Genomic DNA, 14,579 nt, shown 5'->3' with positions numbered 1-14,579 from the left:
AAGCCCTCGAAACCACTGCAATCTCAGCCGGGAGCGGGTTTTTCACCGGCGACTAAGTAATGCGGTTTTCAAAGCCCGAAAGCCCCAACTGCTCGAGGACCCGGACGACTATGGCTTGGGCTTCTTCTTGCGACTTACCGATATTGAGCGGACCGAACGCAACGTCTTCGTGCACGGTGGGTGAAAAGAGCTGGTCGTCGGGATCCTGGAACACGTAGCCGGCCCGGCAGCGCACCATGCGGAAGTCTGCCTCGCTCGACGGGATGGTCCCGAACGCCTTAATCGTGCCTTGGGTGGGGCGACGCAAGCCGACAAGCAATTGCAACAGCGTCGACTTGCCCGACCCATTTGGCCCGTTCAGGCAAAGCCGTTCACCCGCGGCAAGCTGCAGGTCCACCCCGCACAGCACTGGTGCATGGCTGCCGGGATAGGAGAAATGAACGTCTTGGAGTTCAAAATGATAGGACATGTGACACCTCCAGCCCGATCAAGGCGCAACACAGGGCGACAACGCCGAACGCAAAGCCCAGATCTCGACGTGGAGAAAATTGCTCCGTGTGAATGAGCGGGAAAGTCCCATTGAATCCCCGGCATCGCATCGCCGCCATGATGCGTTCGGAACGCTCGAGCGCGCGGATCAGCAACATGCCAATGAGGTAGCCGAAGGTCTTCAACGTGTGAACGTTTGTCCCTGCCACGAAACAGCGCGTTCGCATGGCAATACGCAGCCGCCCGTATTCGGCATGCAGGACTTCGATATAGCGGATGGTGAACAGCAACAGGTGAACGAAGGCATGCGGCACCTTGAGCCGGGCCAGCGCATGTCCAAGTTCGACCGGACCGATCGTGCCCACCAGCGTCAGCATGGCCAGGACGACCGCATTGGCCTTTAGCGTTATGCGCAGGGCCTCCCAAAGGCCCTCCCAGCTTGCGGACAATCCCATCACATTCAGCAGGGGCGTGCCGGGAATGGTAAAGGGCATGCTGATGATGACGAAGACCATGAAGGTATCGACGGTTGCCACCTGCTGCACGGTTCGGGCCAGCGGCAGGCGGGCCTGGATAAGGGTTGCGAGTGCGACTGCCAGCGCTACGCCCAGTGCGCCAAAGCTGTCGAGGCTGATCACGACGATGGCGAAGCCGCCGACCGCCACGATGCGGAACCGGGGATCGACGCTCAGCAGCTCTCCTGGCTCGCCCGGTGCTGCCCCGCCTGCTTCGAGTACCATGCTCATCGATCGGTATCCCGGCCGCGATGGCGCGGCGCCGCACCGGCAATTCTGTAGCCCAGCCCGAACAGGCCGAACCCGATCACTCCAGCCAGGATGCCAATCGCGGCCACTACGTTGAGAAAATCGTTGCGCGCCTGATACTCTTCAATCTGGGCCTGCAATCCTGAAATTTCTCGCGCCACCAAGCCGTCGAGAGCAGTGGCCATATCGCTGTCGGGCCCGGTGGCCGCGGAAGCGGTCGTCTCGACATTTGTCGTCATGGTGCCCGCGGCATCGGGCACCTCGACACTGGCCTCGGCAACATGGCCGGCACCCGCGTCGAGCCGGAAGGACAGGGTCCCCGACCCATCGGGCGTATAAGAGAAGCTGCCGCTTTGATCCGTTATGACTTCGCTCAAGACCCTGCCGTCGAGGTCCAGAACCTCGATCGTAGCCTCACCCACAAGAACCCCGTCGGAAAAAAATGCTTCACCGGCAATTTCTCCGCCGAAAGGGTAGGCTTCGAGGATAAGGTTATGCGCCATGGCCTCCCAGCTGAAAGTCAGCGCGACAAGCAGGACAGAAAGGCGCAGGAAAACTCTAGCCATGGCGCGCCGTTCCATTCAGGCTCGAAATGGCGGTGAACAGCTCGGGTTTGACTTTGCGAACGAGATAGACCGCTGCGGCGGTCACGGCTCCTTCTATGATCATCACTGGAATATGGACGAGCACGGTAATTTGCGCAGCAGGAATGAACTGCTCGCCGGAAAGCGCCAGCGATAGCGCCACAAGAACCGTGGTCACGACAATGGCACCGGCCCCTGCGGCGGCACCCCACATGGCGGCTATCGACGGTGAACTGGCCATGACTCCTCGGCGGCACACATAGTGCATCAATACCGCTGCCGCCGCGATGTTGAACGTATTGATCCCAAGAACGGTTATGCCACCAAATCCGAAAAACACTGCCTGCAATAGGAGTGCAACGGCCAGTGCTGGAAAGGCCGCCCAGCCGAGCACGAGGCCGGCCAGCCCGTTCATTATAAGGTGCACGCTCGACGCCCCGACCGGGAAATGAATCAGAGAGGCAACAAAGAACGTCGCACTGAGAACGCCGGTCGCCGGGATGGTTTCCATGTCGAGCTTGCGCAGGCCGATGGTCAACCCGGCAAGACTGAGAACGCCCCCTGCAATCAGAACCGGACCTGAAAGTGCGCCATCGGCAATATGCATCTGTGAGGTCCTCCCTTACGCGTTCAGCTTACGCCGCCGCGCCATGACGACAAATCCCAGGCCAGCGAGGCCAACGATATAACCGATCCCGCCCAGGACGACGGGATAGCTCGAATGGGCGGAATAGCGTGCCAGATCCTGACGCATGGGCCGCAGTTGTTCACGAATGACGGCCGCAATCTCTGCTTCCACACCGGCGCTAAGCCGGACCGGAGCTACAACGGACCGCCCGCTCGTCGGGGGGTGCTGGACGTCGAGGGTTTTAGCGGCAACCGTTGCTTCAGCGACATGACCGGCTCCTGCGTCGAGCCGGAACGTCAGGTCGAGGCTCTCGGTAGGCGTGTAGCTGAAACTGCCGTGAGGGTCAGTCAGTACCTCACCGATCCGTTCTCCGTCGGGGCCGATAATCTCCACAACGCTTTCTCCGACCATGACGCCATCGGAAAAAAAAGCCTCGCCAGCTATGGTTTCGCCAAAGGGGTAGGCTTCGAGGATCAGGTTGTGGGCAAGAGCAGGTCCGGTCATCACCACGAGGGTAAAAAGGGTCGGCCACAGCCTACGCACAAAATGTTTCATCATGATCATCATCATTATCAGTTCCGTCCTGGCGGACTTTGTGCCGGGTGTTGCCGCAATCATTCAAGATCATGCGCGGTGACCCAGATCACCGCATCCTGGGAGAGTTCCCTGCCTTCAAATTCAACGTCGGGCCCGACGCCAAGTGCGGCAAACCCCCACCATCCGGCCGTGGGGATGCCGAATGTGAAATAGCCATTGGCATCACTCATCAGCGTGATCGTGCCGCCCGCTGCTTCGCTGACCGTGGGTGCGCCCGATGTGTGGGTGGTGACATCGGGTTCTGCCGCGATATACTCGACCTCTATTTCCGCTCCCGCGACCGGCTCACCCTCCGACAAGACACGACCGGTAAAAGTCGAGCCGACAAGCGCGTTGTAAGGCCGGCTGAGGGGCAGGATCTCGGCCTTGAGGCCAAGAGGTTCCGACCAGTCGGTGGGCAATTGCCCGCGGTTGAAATAGGCTTTGGTGATCTGCTGAATGAAGATGTCTTCGGTCTCTTCATAATAGGGCTGTGGCACGGCGGTGATGATATAGTCTCCGGATGTGCGGAAAGTCATCGGCACCGAATAGGCCTGGCCCGTATTGGCCGCGCTTGTGAATGCGATCTCGGCCAGACGATGGCTCAGGTCGGTGCGTTCTCCCCTGTGAGTGACAAAAAATTCCTCGGGCGCCCCGCCCATGTCCATCACATGGGCACCCCCCAGAGGGTGCCAGAACAAGACATCCACATTGGTTTCGGTCGGACCATCCATGACCGCGAGCGGCGCAAATATGGAAAGGAAATGCGCATTGACCGGTGTGACCGAAAAAGCGGCTACTCCTATAACAAGCATTGCGGCAAGCCTTGCTGGCATGATTGTCTTTTGCCCCATTAGATTTCCCCGAACGTTTACCTTGGTTTCCGGGCACCGATCTCGCAGCGCCTAATTGAGCGAAAACTTGAACTGAGCGTATGAGTTTATCGTGAGGGGTCAAGAGAAAAACAATAGTTATTTCAATAATATAGGGGGGAGGGGTATGTGGATCAGGCCCGCGTTTCCCACGCAGAAAACCCGGACCGAGTTTCGGGTCGGCCCGGTGCTTCGTTCAGGAACCGGGGAGCCGAATTGCTCCCAGTAAGGTCAACGCATGTAAGCGCGCATCACGGCAATAAGGGCCTCCGTATCCTCCTTGGAGTTGACGCCATCGGTCATATGCATTCGGACATGGTCTTCCATGAGCTCGGCGATCAGCCCGCCGAGCGCACCCCTTGCGGAGGCTGCGAGTTGCATCACGCTGGCGCATTCGCGCTCTTCCTCCAACGCGCGTTCCACAGCCTCGATCTGCCCGGCAATTCTGCGGACACGGTTGAGCAACCGCTTCTTGTCGTGCCGCGTGTGTGACATGCCGCTTCCTGATGATCGCGCTCGGCTCCGATTGAAAGCTTATTTTTTGTTGGTTGGGCATGGCCTGCACGATCACAGCGGATTGGTGGCTCGGCGCGATTGGATCGTGCAGAACTTTGTTACGCTGTTGCGGGTGCAACGGTTATGTCGGTTCGCTAGCCATCGCTCCCGATATCGACAGCGCAACGGAAGCCGATCATGGGGGAGCGGGCGAGGCCGGCGCCAACGGTGAGAAGTTTTACCGAGCGCTCCGGCGGCAACGGGCCGGATTCCACGTACCAGTCCGAAACCTGGGATAGGCGCGCACAGCCGCCCTTGAGAATGGCAAAGCGCGTACGCCCGTCGCGGTGCTCGCTTTCGGTCAGGTTCCAGACCAGCGGTTCGGCACGGTTGAGCAGGCCCTGTTGCGCCGCTATCTGCCATTCGTCCTCGGTGGGCAGGCGCAATCGTTTCCATTCCGCATAGGCGCGGGCGTCGTCGAGCTCGATATGGGTGACGGGATCGCTTTCTGTGCCGGGGCGCGGCGCTCCGTTGTGCCAGTGCGCCAGAAAGCGCTCGGGACGGGCGGGCTGGTAGGCGGTATGGGACAGAAATTGAAAAAATTGGCCGTTGGTGACCTCATCGCGCGCAATGGCAATGCGGTGCGCATAGAGCGGGCGAGTCATTGTCGCGATCTGGTGCAGGCGGGGCGGTAGAGGTTTCCATTCCTCGACGTAAGGCGCTTCGCCATAAAGCGCTGTTTCGCGCAGTCGGTACGTAGCCGTCAAATCGCCATCGGGGACGTCGAGCTCTGTCATGCCGGCCGGTCCGTTCTGGTGCAGAACGAAGGGCGCTGGAACACGCTCGGCGACACGGGCAGGAAAATCGTGTGCGGCCGAGGCGATATCGGGGCCAGCGGCAGCGGGAGGCGCGGCGCGGTTGGCGATGCAGGCAATGGCGCCGGCAGGCATGGTGCCACAAAGAGCGATACGGCCGTCCGCCTGCCGCGCGGCTGCAAGTATCTCGCCGGAGACCAGATCGATCCAGATCCCCTGTTCTTTCTGCTCCGGTTCGATCGACAAGATGGGGCCAGTGTAATCTTCGCCGCGATTGGCGAGGGTCCAGAGACGGCCGGTTTTGGTTTCCCATCGGGAGGCATAAATTTTTGCGTCTTGGCCGGGATGGTCCGCAAGCGGCGTCCAGTTCTCCGAGATGAAGTGATCGGCGTTTTCGAGATAGAGCCGCCGCATATGGGCAAGAATGGCGCGGTCGCGCGCGTTCCAGCCGACCCACACGCCGAACACCACCGGCCATACCAGAACGCCGGTGCCGTTGAGCCAGGCGGAATGGAGCTCGTCGAGATGCGAGCGGTTCCAGCGCCGGATATGATGCAATTCGTGGCGGCGCTCGAACCATTTGGCACGCAGGACGCCGGGGACTTCGGAATCGGCGAACCACTGTGCCCAACTCATTGTCTGATCGGCAATCTGGGCCAAGGGCACGCGGGATTCGCACTCGATGGGAATCGAAGGGTCGATGGCATCGAGGGCGGCGCGCAGGCGCGAGGAGGCTTGCTTGGAGGAATCGAGAAACACCGCATCAAAGCCGCATCGCTCAACGATCGCCGTTACCTTCTCGATCGCTTCGGGTCCCGAGCCCGTCTCCCAGGGGTAATAGGTGAAATAGACCTTGACGCCACGCCGCTGGAAGGCGGCAACGACATCGGGCAGCTCGGGAATGTCTTCAAAGAACGCGAAATGGTCGCGGGCATCGATGCCGAGAACGGGATAGGCGTTCCAGAGCATGACCGCGTCGAAACCACCGAATTCGGCCTCGCCGGAGTCGATATAGGCATCCACGGTGAAACGCCCGGTGGCAAAGTCGTAAAGCCGTTCGTCCCACAGCCAGACCATTTCCACGATACGCGGTCCGGCCTCGGCCATCGTGTTGTAGCGGTGCGGAGTATAGTCGATCTGGCTCCGGGCCTCGTCCCGCCAGCGCGTAATGGCGGCCCGCCAGGCCGGCCAATCGGCCGGGTCGGCGGGTGCGGCAAAAATCTTGGCCTCGTCAAGCACAGAGAGATCGGCGTCAGGGGTGAGCGGCACAACAGCGGGCCTGTCGATGGGACGCGGGACGTAAGGGGAAAAGCCAGGGCGGGTCATGAGGGCTCGGGAGATACTGGGGCTTTAGGCCCCGGAGCGTTCCAGCTCCGGGGAGCGGATTCAGTTTTCCGTGGGTGCAGACAGACCGTTGGCGAACATGTAGGCGAGGCCCTCGCTAAAACCAGGCCCCCAGACCTCCATGTCGTGTCCACCATCGACGATGCGCAATTCAGCCGGGCTGGCGGGAACGTCTTCCCACTTTTCGAAATCGGCATCGAAGATGTTTTCGCGGTGGAGAGCCGTATAGAAGGCCACTGCCTGGACCTCCATGTTGTATCTGGTGGCGTCGCCGGGGAGGTCTTCCTTTTCCGAGAGGTGGTTCCAGTCATCGTCACCGGCGACAATGAAGAACGGCACGCGATGATCCTGGGCGGCGTAGGTCTCGATAAGCGCCGGATAATTCAGCTCATCCCAGCGCGCGGGATCGTAAGGGTCTCCAAACGAGCCACGGCTGACGGCGCCGGCAGTAGCAGGGGGCTGGGCCTGCTGAAGGGCTGGACTGAGCAGCGTTGCGGCGGCAAAGAGGTCGGGGTAGGCAAGACCATAGCGTGCGGCGCCAAAACCGCCCATGGAAAAGCCAACAAGCGCCCGGCCATCGCGTTCAGGGATGGTGGCAAGAGTTTGATCGATGTGAGGAATCAGATCGTCGATGACGGCGGTTTCAGCGGCGCCGAAGGTCGCCGAATCAACCCAGTAGGAGTTGCCGGTGACCGGTGCGACGGCGATGACCGGTGGCACGGTGCCCTCAAGGATCATGGTGTCGAGGATGGGCCAGAAGTCCTCCCACGCATCCGCCTCTCCGCCGCTGCCGTGCAGCAGATAGAGGACGGGATAGCGCGTATCGCCCGCAGCTTCATAGCCGGCGGGGAGATAGAGGGTATAGCTCAAATCCTCGGTTTGAGGATTGTCGTCATTGGCCAGGGCAGGCGAGGCCATCGTCTCGATGGTGATCTCCTGGGCTATGACCGGCACCATCAATGTGCCGATGAGGACCGGCACAAGGAGTCCCCTTGCAAGATTGGACATGATGAAACGCCTCCTCCGCGTTTGCTGTGGTTCAGGTCTGAGAAAGGATCGAGCGGGCGCGGGCGATGATCGGGGCATCGATCATGCGGCCATCGACCCTGAAGGCTCCGGCTTTGTTCGTTTCCGCAGTGGCGAGGACGCGGTGGGCCCAATCGAGCTCCTCGGATGTGGGAGCAAAAACGGCGTTGAGGATCGGTACTGCCGACGGGTGCACGCAGCTTGCACCATCAAAGCCATGCCGTCGGGCCTCTTTGGCTGCATGCTCGATGGCGGACAGGTCAGCGTAGTCGGCGATGGAGCGGAAAAGGCCGAGGGAGAGTTTTCCATGGGCCTTTGCCGCATAGTGGATCAGGAGCTTGGGCGTGCGCAACACGTCGGGATCGGGGACGGCGCCTAGAGCTGTCGCAAGGTCTTCGCCGCCGGCTGCAAGGCCGGAGACCGCGGAGTGGGCGGCAATGGCGGCGACGTCGAGAAGCGCCATCGGGTCTTCGACCAGGGCAAAGAGCGGAAGGTTTGGACCATCGGTCGCCAGTGCCTCGATGCGGGCGCGACTGGCCTTGGGCACGTAGAGGCCATCGGAGCCTGCTGCTGCGCTGGCGTCTTCGGTCGCGCTTTCGGTATTGATGCGCACAAACACCTTGGCGCCGGCTTGCCCGGCCAAGCGGATGGAGGTGCCAAGGCTTTTCCGAGCTGCATCGCGATGTTCGGGACGCACGGAATCTTCAAGGTCGAGAATGATCGCATCGGCGCCGCGTTCATGAGCCTTGGCGATGAAGCGCTCATTGTCGGCAGGGACGTAAAGCAGCGAGCGTAATCTCATTGCGAAACGTCCAGTGCGGCGGCAATGCCGTCCGGGGCAAGGCCGATTTCGGCCAGAATGGCCTCGCCATCGGCACCGAGTTCGGGCGCCGGGCGGTAGAACCCGCCGGGCGTCGCCGAAAGGCGCGGCAGGACATTGTGCATGGGCAGGGCGCCAAAGTCGGCGTCTTCGAGATCGACGAACACGTCGCGCTCACGGAAGTGCTTGTCCTCGTAGGCGTCGGCAATGGAATAGATCGGGCCCACCGTTGCCCCGGCGTCGCGCATGATCTGCAGGGCATCCTCGCTGGTGCGGGCCGAAAACCAGCCCCCGATTGCAGCATCGACGAGATCGCGGTGCTTGATGCGGTCTGCGTTCGTTGCAAACCTCGGGTCATCGATCATGTCAGCCCGCCCGATGATCCTGAAAATCCGTTCGGCGACCGCCTGTGTCGAACCCGAGAGGGCGAGATATTTGCCGTCGGCGCAGATATAGACGTTGCGGGGGCACGATGTGTTCGACGCGGACCCGATGCGCTCCTTAACGGTGCCGGTCTTTGCAAAGATAGCGGCTTCGGGGCCGAGTACGGAAAAGATCGGCTCGAGCAGCGAAAGATCGATGACCTGACCCTTGGCCTGCCCCTTTTCCCGCGCCAGCAACGCCGTGGTGACAGCGGATGCGCCATAAACGCCGGCGATCATATCGGCCAGCGCGAGTGGCGGAAGGACCGGTTCGCGGTCGGGAAAGCCGGTGCGATAGGCGTAACCGCTCATCGCTTCAACGATCGTGCCGAAGCCGGGAAGGTGAGCATAGGGCCCAGTCTGTCCATAGCCCGACACCCGCAACACGATCAGCCCGCTATTGCGCGCATGCAGCGCGTCGGGGCCAAGCCCCATCTTTTCGAGCGTACCGGGGCGGTAGTTCTCGATCAGCACATCGGCGCCATCGATAAGCGACCAGAGGGCCGCCATGGCTGCAGGACGGCGAAGATCGAGGGCTATAGAGCGCTTGTTGCGGCCATAGACCTTCCAGAAAAACGATGCGCCGCCGTCCTTCCAGGCGCGCAAGGGGTCGCCGGCGGGCGGTTCGACCTTGATCACCTCGGCGCCGAAATCGCCAAGTTGGAGCGAGGTCATGTTCCCCGCCACCAGCCGTGAGAGGTCAATGACCTTTACGCCCTTGAGCGGACCTTCGGCGTCGGGGGTGAACCTTCGCACCATCAGCGCAGCCTCGCGCCGGACCTGGTGTCAAACAGCAGCGCCTTGCCCGCATCGGGTGCGATAAAGATCGTCTCCCCGGCCGAAAGGATTGCCCGATTGTGCAGCACCACCGAAAGTTCGGTCTGCCCAACGCGCACGACGAGTTCCTGGCTGTCGCCGGTGGGTTCGACCAGAACGATCTCGGCGTTGATGCCGGTATCGGACACGGTGAAATGCTGCGGCCGAATGCCATATGTGACCGGCGTACCTTTTTCGAGTGTCACCGGCCCGGGAAGCGGCATGCGGGTGCCGTCGGTCATCTCGACTTCGGCAGCGTCGGAGCCAAGAGTTTTGGCGGCGAGCAAATTGATCTCGGGCGATCCAATGAAACCGGCAACAAAGGCGTTGGCCGGGTCCTGATACACCTCGAGCGGCGTGCCCAGTTGGGCGATATTGCCATCATGCAGGACGACGATGCGGTCGGCCAGCGTCATAGCCTCGGTCTGGTCGTGGGTGACATAGATCATCGTCTTGCCCAGCCGCTGGTGCAGTTTCTTGATCTCCGAGCGCATCTTGACGCGCAGCTTGGCATCGAGATTGGAAAGCGGTTCATCGAACAGGAAGGCGGTGGGATTGCGCACGATGGCGCGGCCCATGGCAACACGCTGGCGCTGCCCGCCCGAAAGCTCGCGCGGCAGGCGGTCGAGGAGGTTTTCGAGGCCCAGAATGTCGGCGGCGATCTTCACCCTGTCCTCGATCTCGGTCTTGGGCTGGCCAGCCAGCTTGAGCGCAAAGCTCATATTGTCGGCGACCTTCATGTGCGGATAAAGCGCGTAGGACTGAAACACCATGGCGAGGTCGCGCTGCTTGGCCGGCATGGTGTTGACCACCTTGCCGCCGATTTCCACATCGCCGCCCGTTATGTCCTCGAGCCCGGCGATCATGCGCAGCAATGTCGATTTTCCGCACCCCGATGGGCCAACCAGAACGACAAATTCACCTTGCGCGATGTCGATGGAGATGTCGTTGAGCACGGGCACCTGACCGTAGCGCTTGTGGACATTCCTGAGCGTGATCTGGGACATCGAAATCCTCCCTGTCGGCCTCTATTGCTCGACGATTTCAAACTTGGAGACCGCAAGCCGGCCTGGACCGCCCAGCCGGACGCCGGCCTGCCCGTAAGCGAAACGGTCATCGCTTGCTGTCAGAAGCTTCTCGCCATCGACGCTGACGGCAATGGAGGTCTCCTTGACGTCGACTGCGAGACGATAGGTGCGGCCAAATTCGACGGCGAAATCGGTCTCGGCCAGGACGCTCTTGCCGAAGTCTTCGCGGATAATCCGGAGCTTGCCGTCCTCAAATCCGGCGGCGTAGAAACGCGACGTGCCCTGGGCCCGAAAACTCACAAGATGCGAGGCGCCCGACTGTGGGGTGATCTCGGCGCTGACGACGGCATCACGCGTATAAAGGTGACCCGTCCACAGATCGGCATCGGTATCGGTGAGACCGGTGATGGTTGCGCCGTCCTTCTTCCAATAGCCCCGGTTCCAGGTAAATCGGGTGATGGCATCCCACTCCTCGACCTCTTTTGCCGGATCGATGCGGGTTGTGCCTTTGCCGGTGACGCGGAAATTGGCGAGATGGAGCTTGCCCAGAAATTTGAGCCGGCCGAAATATTCGATGTCGAGACCGATTTCGTCGATGGCTTCGCCATCGGCGTCGGGCACTGTAAATTCGATATGGGTCCAGGACCCTGCAGCCGGCTGCTGGTAAGCCCCGGTTTCGACGATCGTCTTGCTCATCGTGGCACGGACATAGGGCGCGATGCGCAAATGGCCATCGCCTTCCCATGGCTCCATGAAGATATCGAACGATACGGTCTGTCCGCTGGCAACCAGCGGCGAGAACATCGGGCGGTAGCGCTCATCGTCGAAATCGGCACGCCGGTAGAACGGTTTCCAGAACACCTTGCCTGACTGCCCACGCTCGAAACGGTCGATGAGGATCTCCAGAGCGCCAACTCCTGCTCCATTGTCCTTGTCGGTCCAGCTCAGTTCGAGCTGGTTGGTGCCCGAAGTCTTGAACCCATGTGTGGAGCCGGGCAGCGAAAAGTCGAAATGGATGCCGCGATCGTCCATCGCCTCTGCCCAGCCTTCAGGCACATTCTTGCCGTCCAGTTGCAGGGCGAGCGTCGCCAGTTCGCGGGCGAAATTGGGGATATCGACGATGTTGAGCGCGCCGGTGACGCCCGATGTCACGACCATATCGTTGATGGGCTTGCGGTATTTGTCCCAGCCCGGCTGGACACCCTCGAAGGTGCCGATGATCGCCCCGGCATTGCCGGCGTTGCAGTCGGTGTCCCAACCGCACATTGTGGCGATCTCGACGGTGCGGCAGAGTTCGCCCTTGCCGTAGATCATGGCGAGCGCCAGAACACCGGCATTTGGAATGATGTGGCAGACACCCGGATAGCGGTCATAGCCCCAGTCGCGGGTCAAAAGATCGCGGCAGGCGCGCCAGTCATCGGGGTCATTTTGATGCTGGCCGAGCACGGCCCTGACGACGGCGGCATAGGTTGAATCCGAAGGGATGACCGAAAGGCCGATTTCGAACAATTGCTCGACCGACTTTGCGGTGAACGCTGCAGCGATCATCGCGGCGCAGAATCGGGCACCGTTGAGCCCTTCTCCATCATGGGCGACCGAAGCGGCGCTGGCCGACATCTCGGCGGCACGTTCGGGATTGCCTGCGTTCACCCAGCCCCAGCTGTCGATAAAGATCTGCCCACCGATCTGTTCGGCAATCGCTGCGCCATTCTGGGCTATCGAACCCGATTGCGGCGCTTCGATGCCGGCACGCAAATTGAGGTACGCGGTGTGCTCGGTCGAACGGCCATAGCCGCCCCACCAATACATGCCGTGGCCCTCCGCGGCATAGTTGAGCCAGGTCTTGGCAACTTCGTGCGGTGTGGGCACAAGCTGGTAATCGCGCATGGCGCGGATGAAATAGACGGGACCGTTCGTGTCGTCATCTGCCGCAAACGTCTTGAAATCGCGCAGATAGCCGGTGATCTCGCCATAGGTGTCGCGGATCCGCTCATAGCTCCAGATGGTCGGCTCGACCGGCGCGCCAAGGCGCACGCCAATGGCCTTGCCCAGAAAGCCCGAATAGATGCGGTGGACGAGATCGGAGGAGGAAAGCATTCAAATTCCTGTTTGAAAAAGGGGTATCAGTTCTGCGCCGCGCTGACGGGCGCTTCAAGGATGGCTGCACGCTGAGCACCGAGCGTTTCCAGACGCTTCTGGTCGACGCTCATTATGGTGCTGCACGTTGCGGCAAAGCGGGCGGCTTCGCCGGCAAGGTCCAGCCTGTTGATCGTGTCGATCTGGTCGGCTTCACCGGCATCGATGACGGCTTCCCCGTGCATCGCGCCAAGGATCGCTCCGGCCATCACCCCGATGGAATCGGTATCGCGACCCGAATTGACGCCGTCTTCGACGGCCCGGCGGAAATCGCCATCGGCGACAAGCGCAAAGCCCAGGGCCAGGGGCAACTCCTCGATCGAGAAGAACCGGGAGGGCTGATAATTCTGGGTCGGTCGGCCAGCCTTTGCAGCGGTGTGGTCCAGATCGTCGCCGAGCGGCGAAAAAGGCAGGATGGCCTGATGAAACGCCTGTACCACCTCGGCATGACCGGCTCCCCTGATGCGCAAATCCCTGGCGGTTTCGGCAATCGCGCCGATGGCGGCACGGGTGCCGTCCTTGGCGAGGCCATAGGCGGTATCGACCACGGCATCGATGCTTGTCCCAGGAACGAAGGCGGCAGCGACGGCGGCGGCCAGAACGCCGGCAGCTTCCAGCCCATAGCTTTGCTGATGGCCCGAGGCGAACGCGATAGCCTCGTCATAGGCGGCGCGCGGATCACACGCGTTCACGACGCCGATCGGCGCAATATACATCGCTGCACCGCAATTGACCATGTTGCCGATCCCGCCCTGGCGCGGATCGCAGCCGGAGAGTTGGTGGCGTTGGAAAATCCATTTCTCGGGATAGAACAGGCGCTCGAGCAGCGGACATTCGCGCTGGAGCTCTGGAACGTAGCGTTTGACCCAGGCGATCTGGCGCACCATCCCGTCGGCCATGTCCCAGGCGTCGATATGGCGGCCGGTTTCATTATAGACGGCCATGAGCGAGAGGGTCATGAGCGTATCGTCGGTGACGATGCCATTGCCGCGCACGCGTCCATTGCCGGCGGCCGGGTCGCGGCTGGTGCGATGCCATTGGTTGTCCAGAGAATTGACCCGCCCATACATGGACTGGATTTCCGCCGGAGTGAGCTTTTCGACGGGCGCCCCGATGGCGTCGCCGAAGGCGACGCCATGGAGCAGTCCGCGGACCCGGCTTTTGAAAGCCGGGCCCGTGTTCTGCAGTGTGGTCATGGAAGAACGGTCCTTGCGTGATCGGTCATCGCCTGGCCCCCGGCGGCGTACCATCCCTCGACATACTGGTCCCACTGGTCCATCGACCATTCACCAGAAACGAAGCGGAACACCGAGGTGCGATAATATTGTTCGGCCGCATCAACACTCGGTGCGAGGTCCGCGGGCCAGACAAAGGCGTTGTCGGCGACAAAATATTCGGCGCCTTGCTCAAGCGAACCCTGAGCCACGTCCGAGAGCAACGGGACGGGCGGCGTCCAATAGTCAGGGTTTGCCGTCCAGAAGCGCGGATACCAGCCGCCCATGGCGGGCAGCACTTCGAAACTATCGCCGTTGCGGGTGTAATGCTCACCCTCGACACCCATGCGGTCGATGAACTGGCCTTCGGGACTGGCGAGGAAATCGAGAACCGCGAAAGCGGCTTCCTTGTTCTCGCTCATGGCGTGGATGGCGTAGCCGCGGTCTTCCTTGGCCACGTTGACCGCTTCAAGTCCGTCGGGGGGATCGAGCAGAGCGAGATCGGCGCCCGGATTGGCCTCGGCCATCTTGGTCTTGTAAATCTCGACCA

General features: G+C 61.3%; 13 protein-coding genes and 2 pseudogenes. All 15 read right to left on the bottom strand.

What is annotated here, in order from left to right; translation table 11 throughout:
• Positions 1-55 precede the first annotated feature (55 nt).
• Positions 56-469, bottom strand: a pseudogene (locus tag AACZ55_RS11460) (ABC transporter ATP-binding protein); the annotation flags it as partial.
• Complete coding sequence (gene cbiQ, locus AACZ55_RS11455) at positions 453-1,235, bottom strand: cobalt ECF transporter T component CbiQ (protein ID WP_339646198.1); 783 nt, start codon at positions 1,233-1,235, stop codon at positions 453-455. The pseudogene AACZ55_RS11460 and the gene cbiQ, both read right to left, overlap by 17 nt.
• Positions 1,232-1,819 carry a hypothetical protein gene (locus AACZ55_RS11450; RefSeq protein ID WP_339646196.1) on the bottom strand — a complete coding sequence of 196 codons (588 nt, stop codon included), beginning with the start codon at positions 1,817-1,819 and terminating at the stop codon, positions 1,232-1,234. The genes cbiQ and AACZ55_RS11450 overlap by 4 nt, the downstream gene beginning before the upstream one ends.
• Positions 1,812-2,444, bottom strand: a complete 633-nt coding sequence (gene cbiM, locus AACZ55_RS11445; RefSeq protein ID WP_339646195.1) for a cobalt transporter CbiM — start codon at positions 2,442-2,444, stop codon at positions 1,812-1,814. The genes AACZ55_RS11450 and cbiM overlap by 8 nt, the downstream gene beginning before the upstream one ends.
• A 15-nt stretch (positions 2,445-2,459) precedes the next feature.
• Positions 2,460-3,023 (bottom strand): hypothetical protein, encoded by a 564-nt coding sequence (locus AACZ55_RS11440; protein WP_339646193.1) that lies wholly within the window; start codon positions 3,021-3,023, stop codon positions 2,460-2,462.
• Between the two features lie 56 nt (positions 3,024-3,079).
• Positions 3,080-3,856, bottom strand: coding sequence for a DUF4198 domain-containing protein (locus AACZ55_RS11435; protein WP_339646191.1), 777 nt, complete (start codon positions 3,854-3,856; stop codon positions 3,080-3,082).
• Between the two features lie 288 nt (positions 3,857-4,144).
• Entirely contained in the window at positions 4,145-4,408 is a 264-nt protein-coding gene (locus AACZ55_RS11430; protein WP_338607870.1) for a metal/formaldehyde-sensitive transcriptional repressor, read from the bottom strand.
• 155 nt (positions 4,409-4,563) lie between these two features.
• Positions 4,564-6,549, bottom strand: coding sequence for an SUMF1/EgtB/PvdO family nonheme iron enzyme (locus AACZ55_RS11425; protein WP_339646188.1), 1,986 nt, complete (start codon positions 6,547-6,549; stop codon positions 4,564-4,566).
• A 60-nt stretch (positions 6,550-6,609) separates the two neighbouring features.
• Complete coding sequence (locus AACZ55_RS11420) at positions 6,610-7,575, bottom strand: alpha/beta hydrolase-fold protein (protein ID WP_339646186.1); 966 nt, start codon at positions 7,573-7,575, stop codon at positions 6,610-6,612.
• Positions 7,576-7,606: 31 nt separating this feature from the next.
• Positions 7,607-8,395 (bottom strand): CoA ester lyase, encoded by a 789-nt coding sequence (locus AACZ55_RS11415; RefSeq protein ID WP_339646184.1) that lies wholly within the window; start codon positions 8,393-8,395, stop codon positions 7,607-7,609.
• Positions 8,392-9,594, bottom strand: coding sequence for a CoA transferase (locus AACZ55_RS11410; RefSeq protein WP_339646182.1), 1,203 nt, complete (start codon positions 9,592-9,594; stop codon positions 8,392-8,394). The genes AACZ55_RS11415 and AACZ55_RS11410 overlap by 4 nt, the downstream gene beginning before the upstream one ends.
• Entirely contained in the window at positions 9,594-10,658 is a 1,065-nt protein-coding gene (gene ugpC, locus AACZ55_RS11405; protein WP_339646180.1) for a sn-glycerol-3-phosphate ABC transporter ATP-binding protein UgpC, read from the bottom strand. Before ugpC ends, AACZ55_RS11410 begins: the two co-directional genes overlap by 1 nt.
• A 21-nt stretch (positions 10,659-10,679) precedes the next feature.
• The gene (locus AACZ55_RS11400) at positions 10,680-12,776 is read right to left on the bottom strand and encodes an ADP-ribosylglycohydrolase family protein (RefSeq protein ID WP_339646178.1); all 2,097 of its coding nucleotides are present in this window, start codon (positions 12,774-12,776) and stop codon (positions 10,680-10,682) included.
• A 26-nt stretch (positions 12,777-12,802) separates the two neighbouring features.
• On the bottom strand, positions 12,803-14,011 hold the full coding sequence (locus AACZ55_RS11395) for an ADP-ribosylglycohydrolase family protein (RefSeq protein WP_339646177.1): 1,209 nt from the start codon (positions 14,009-14,011) through the stop codon (positions 12,803-12,805).
• Positions 14,008-14,579 (bottom strand): annotated as a pseudogene (locus AACZ55_RS11390) (ABC transporter substrate-binding protein); the annotation flags it as partial. The pseudogene AACZ55_RS11390 and the gene AACZ55_RS11395, both read right to left, overlap by 4 nt.

Origin of the sequence: uncultured Pelagibacterium sp., assembly GCF_963972885.1 — a bacterium.
GTDB classification, from domain to species: domain Bacteria; phylum Pseudomonadota; class Alphaproteobacteria; order Rhizobiales; family Devosiaceae; genus Pelagibacterium; species Pelagibacterium nitratireducens.
This window is presented reverse-complemented; position numbering and strand designations above follow the sequence as displayed.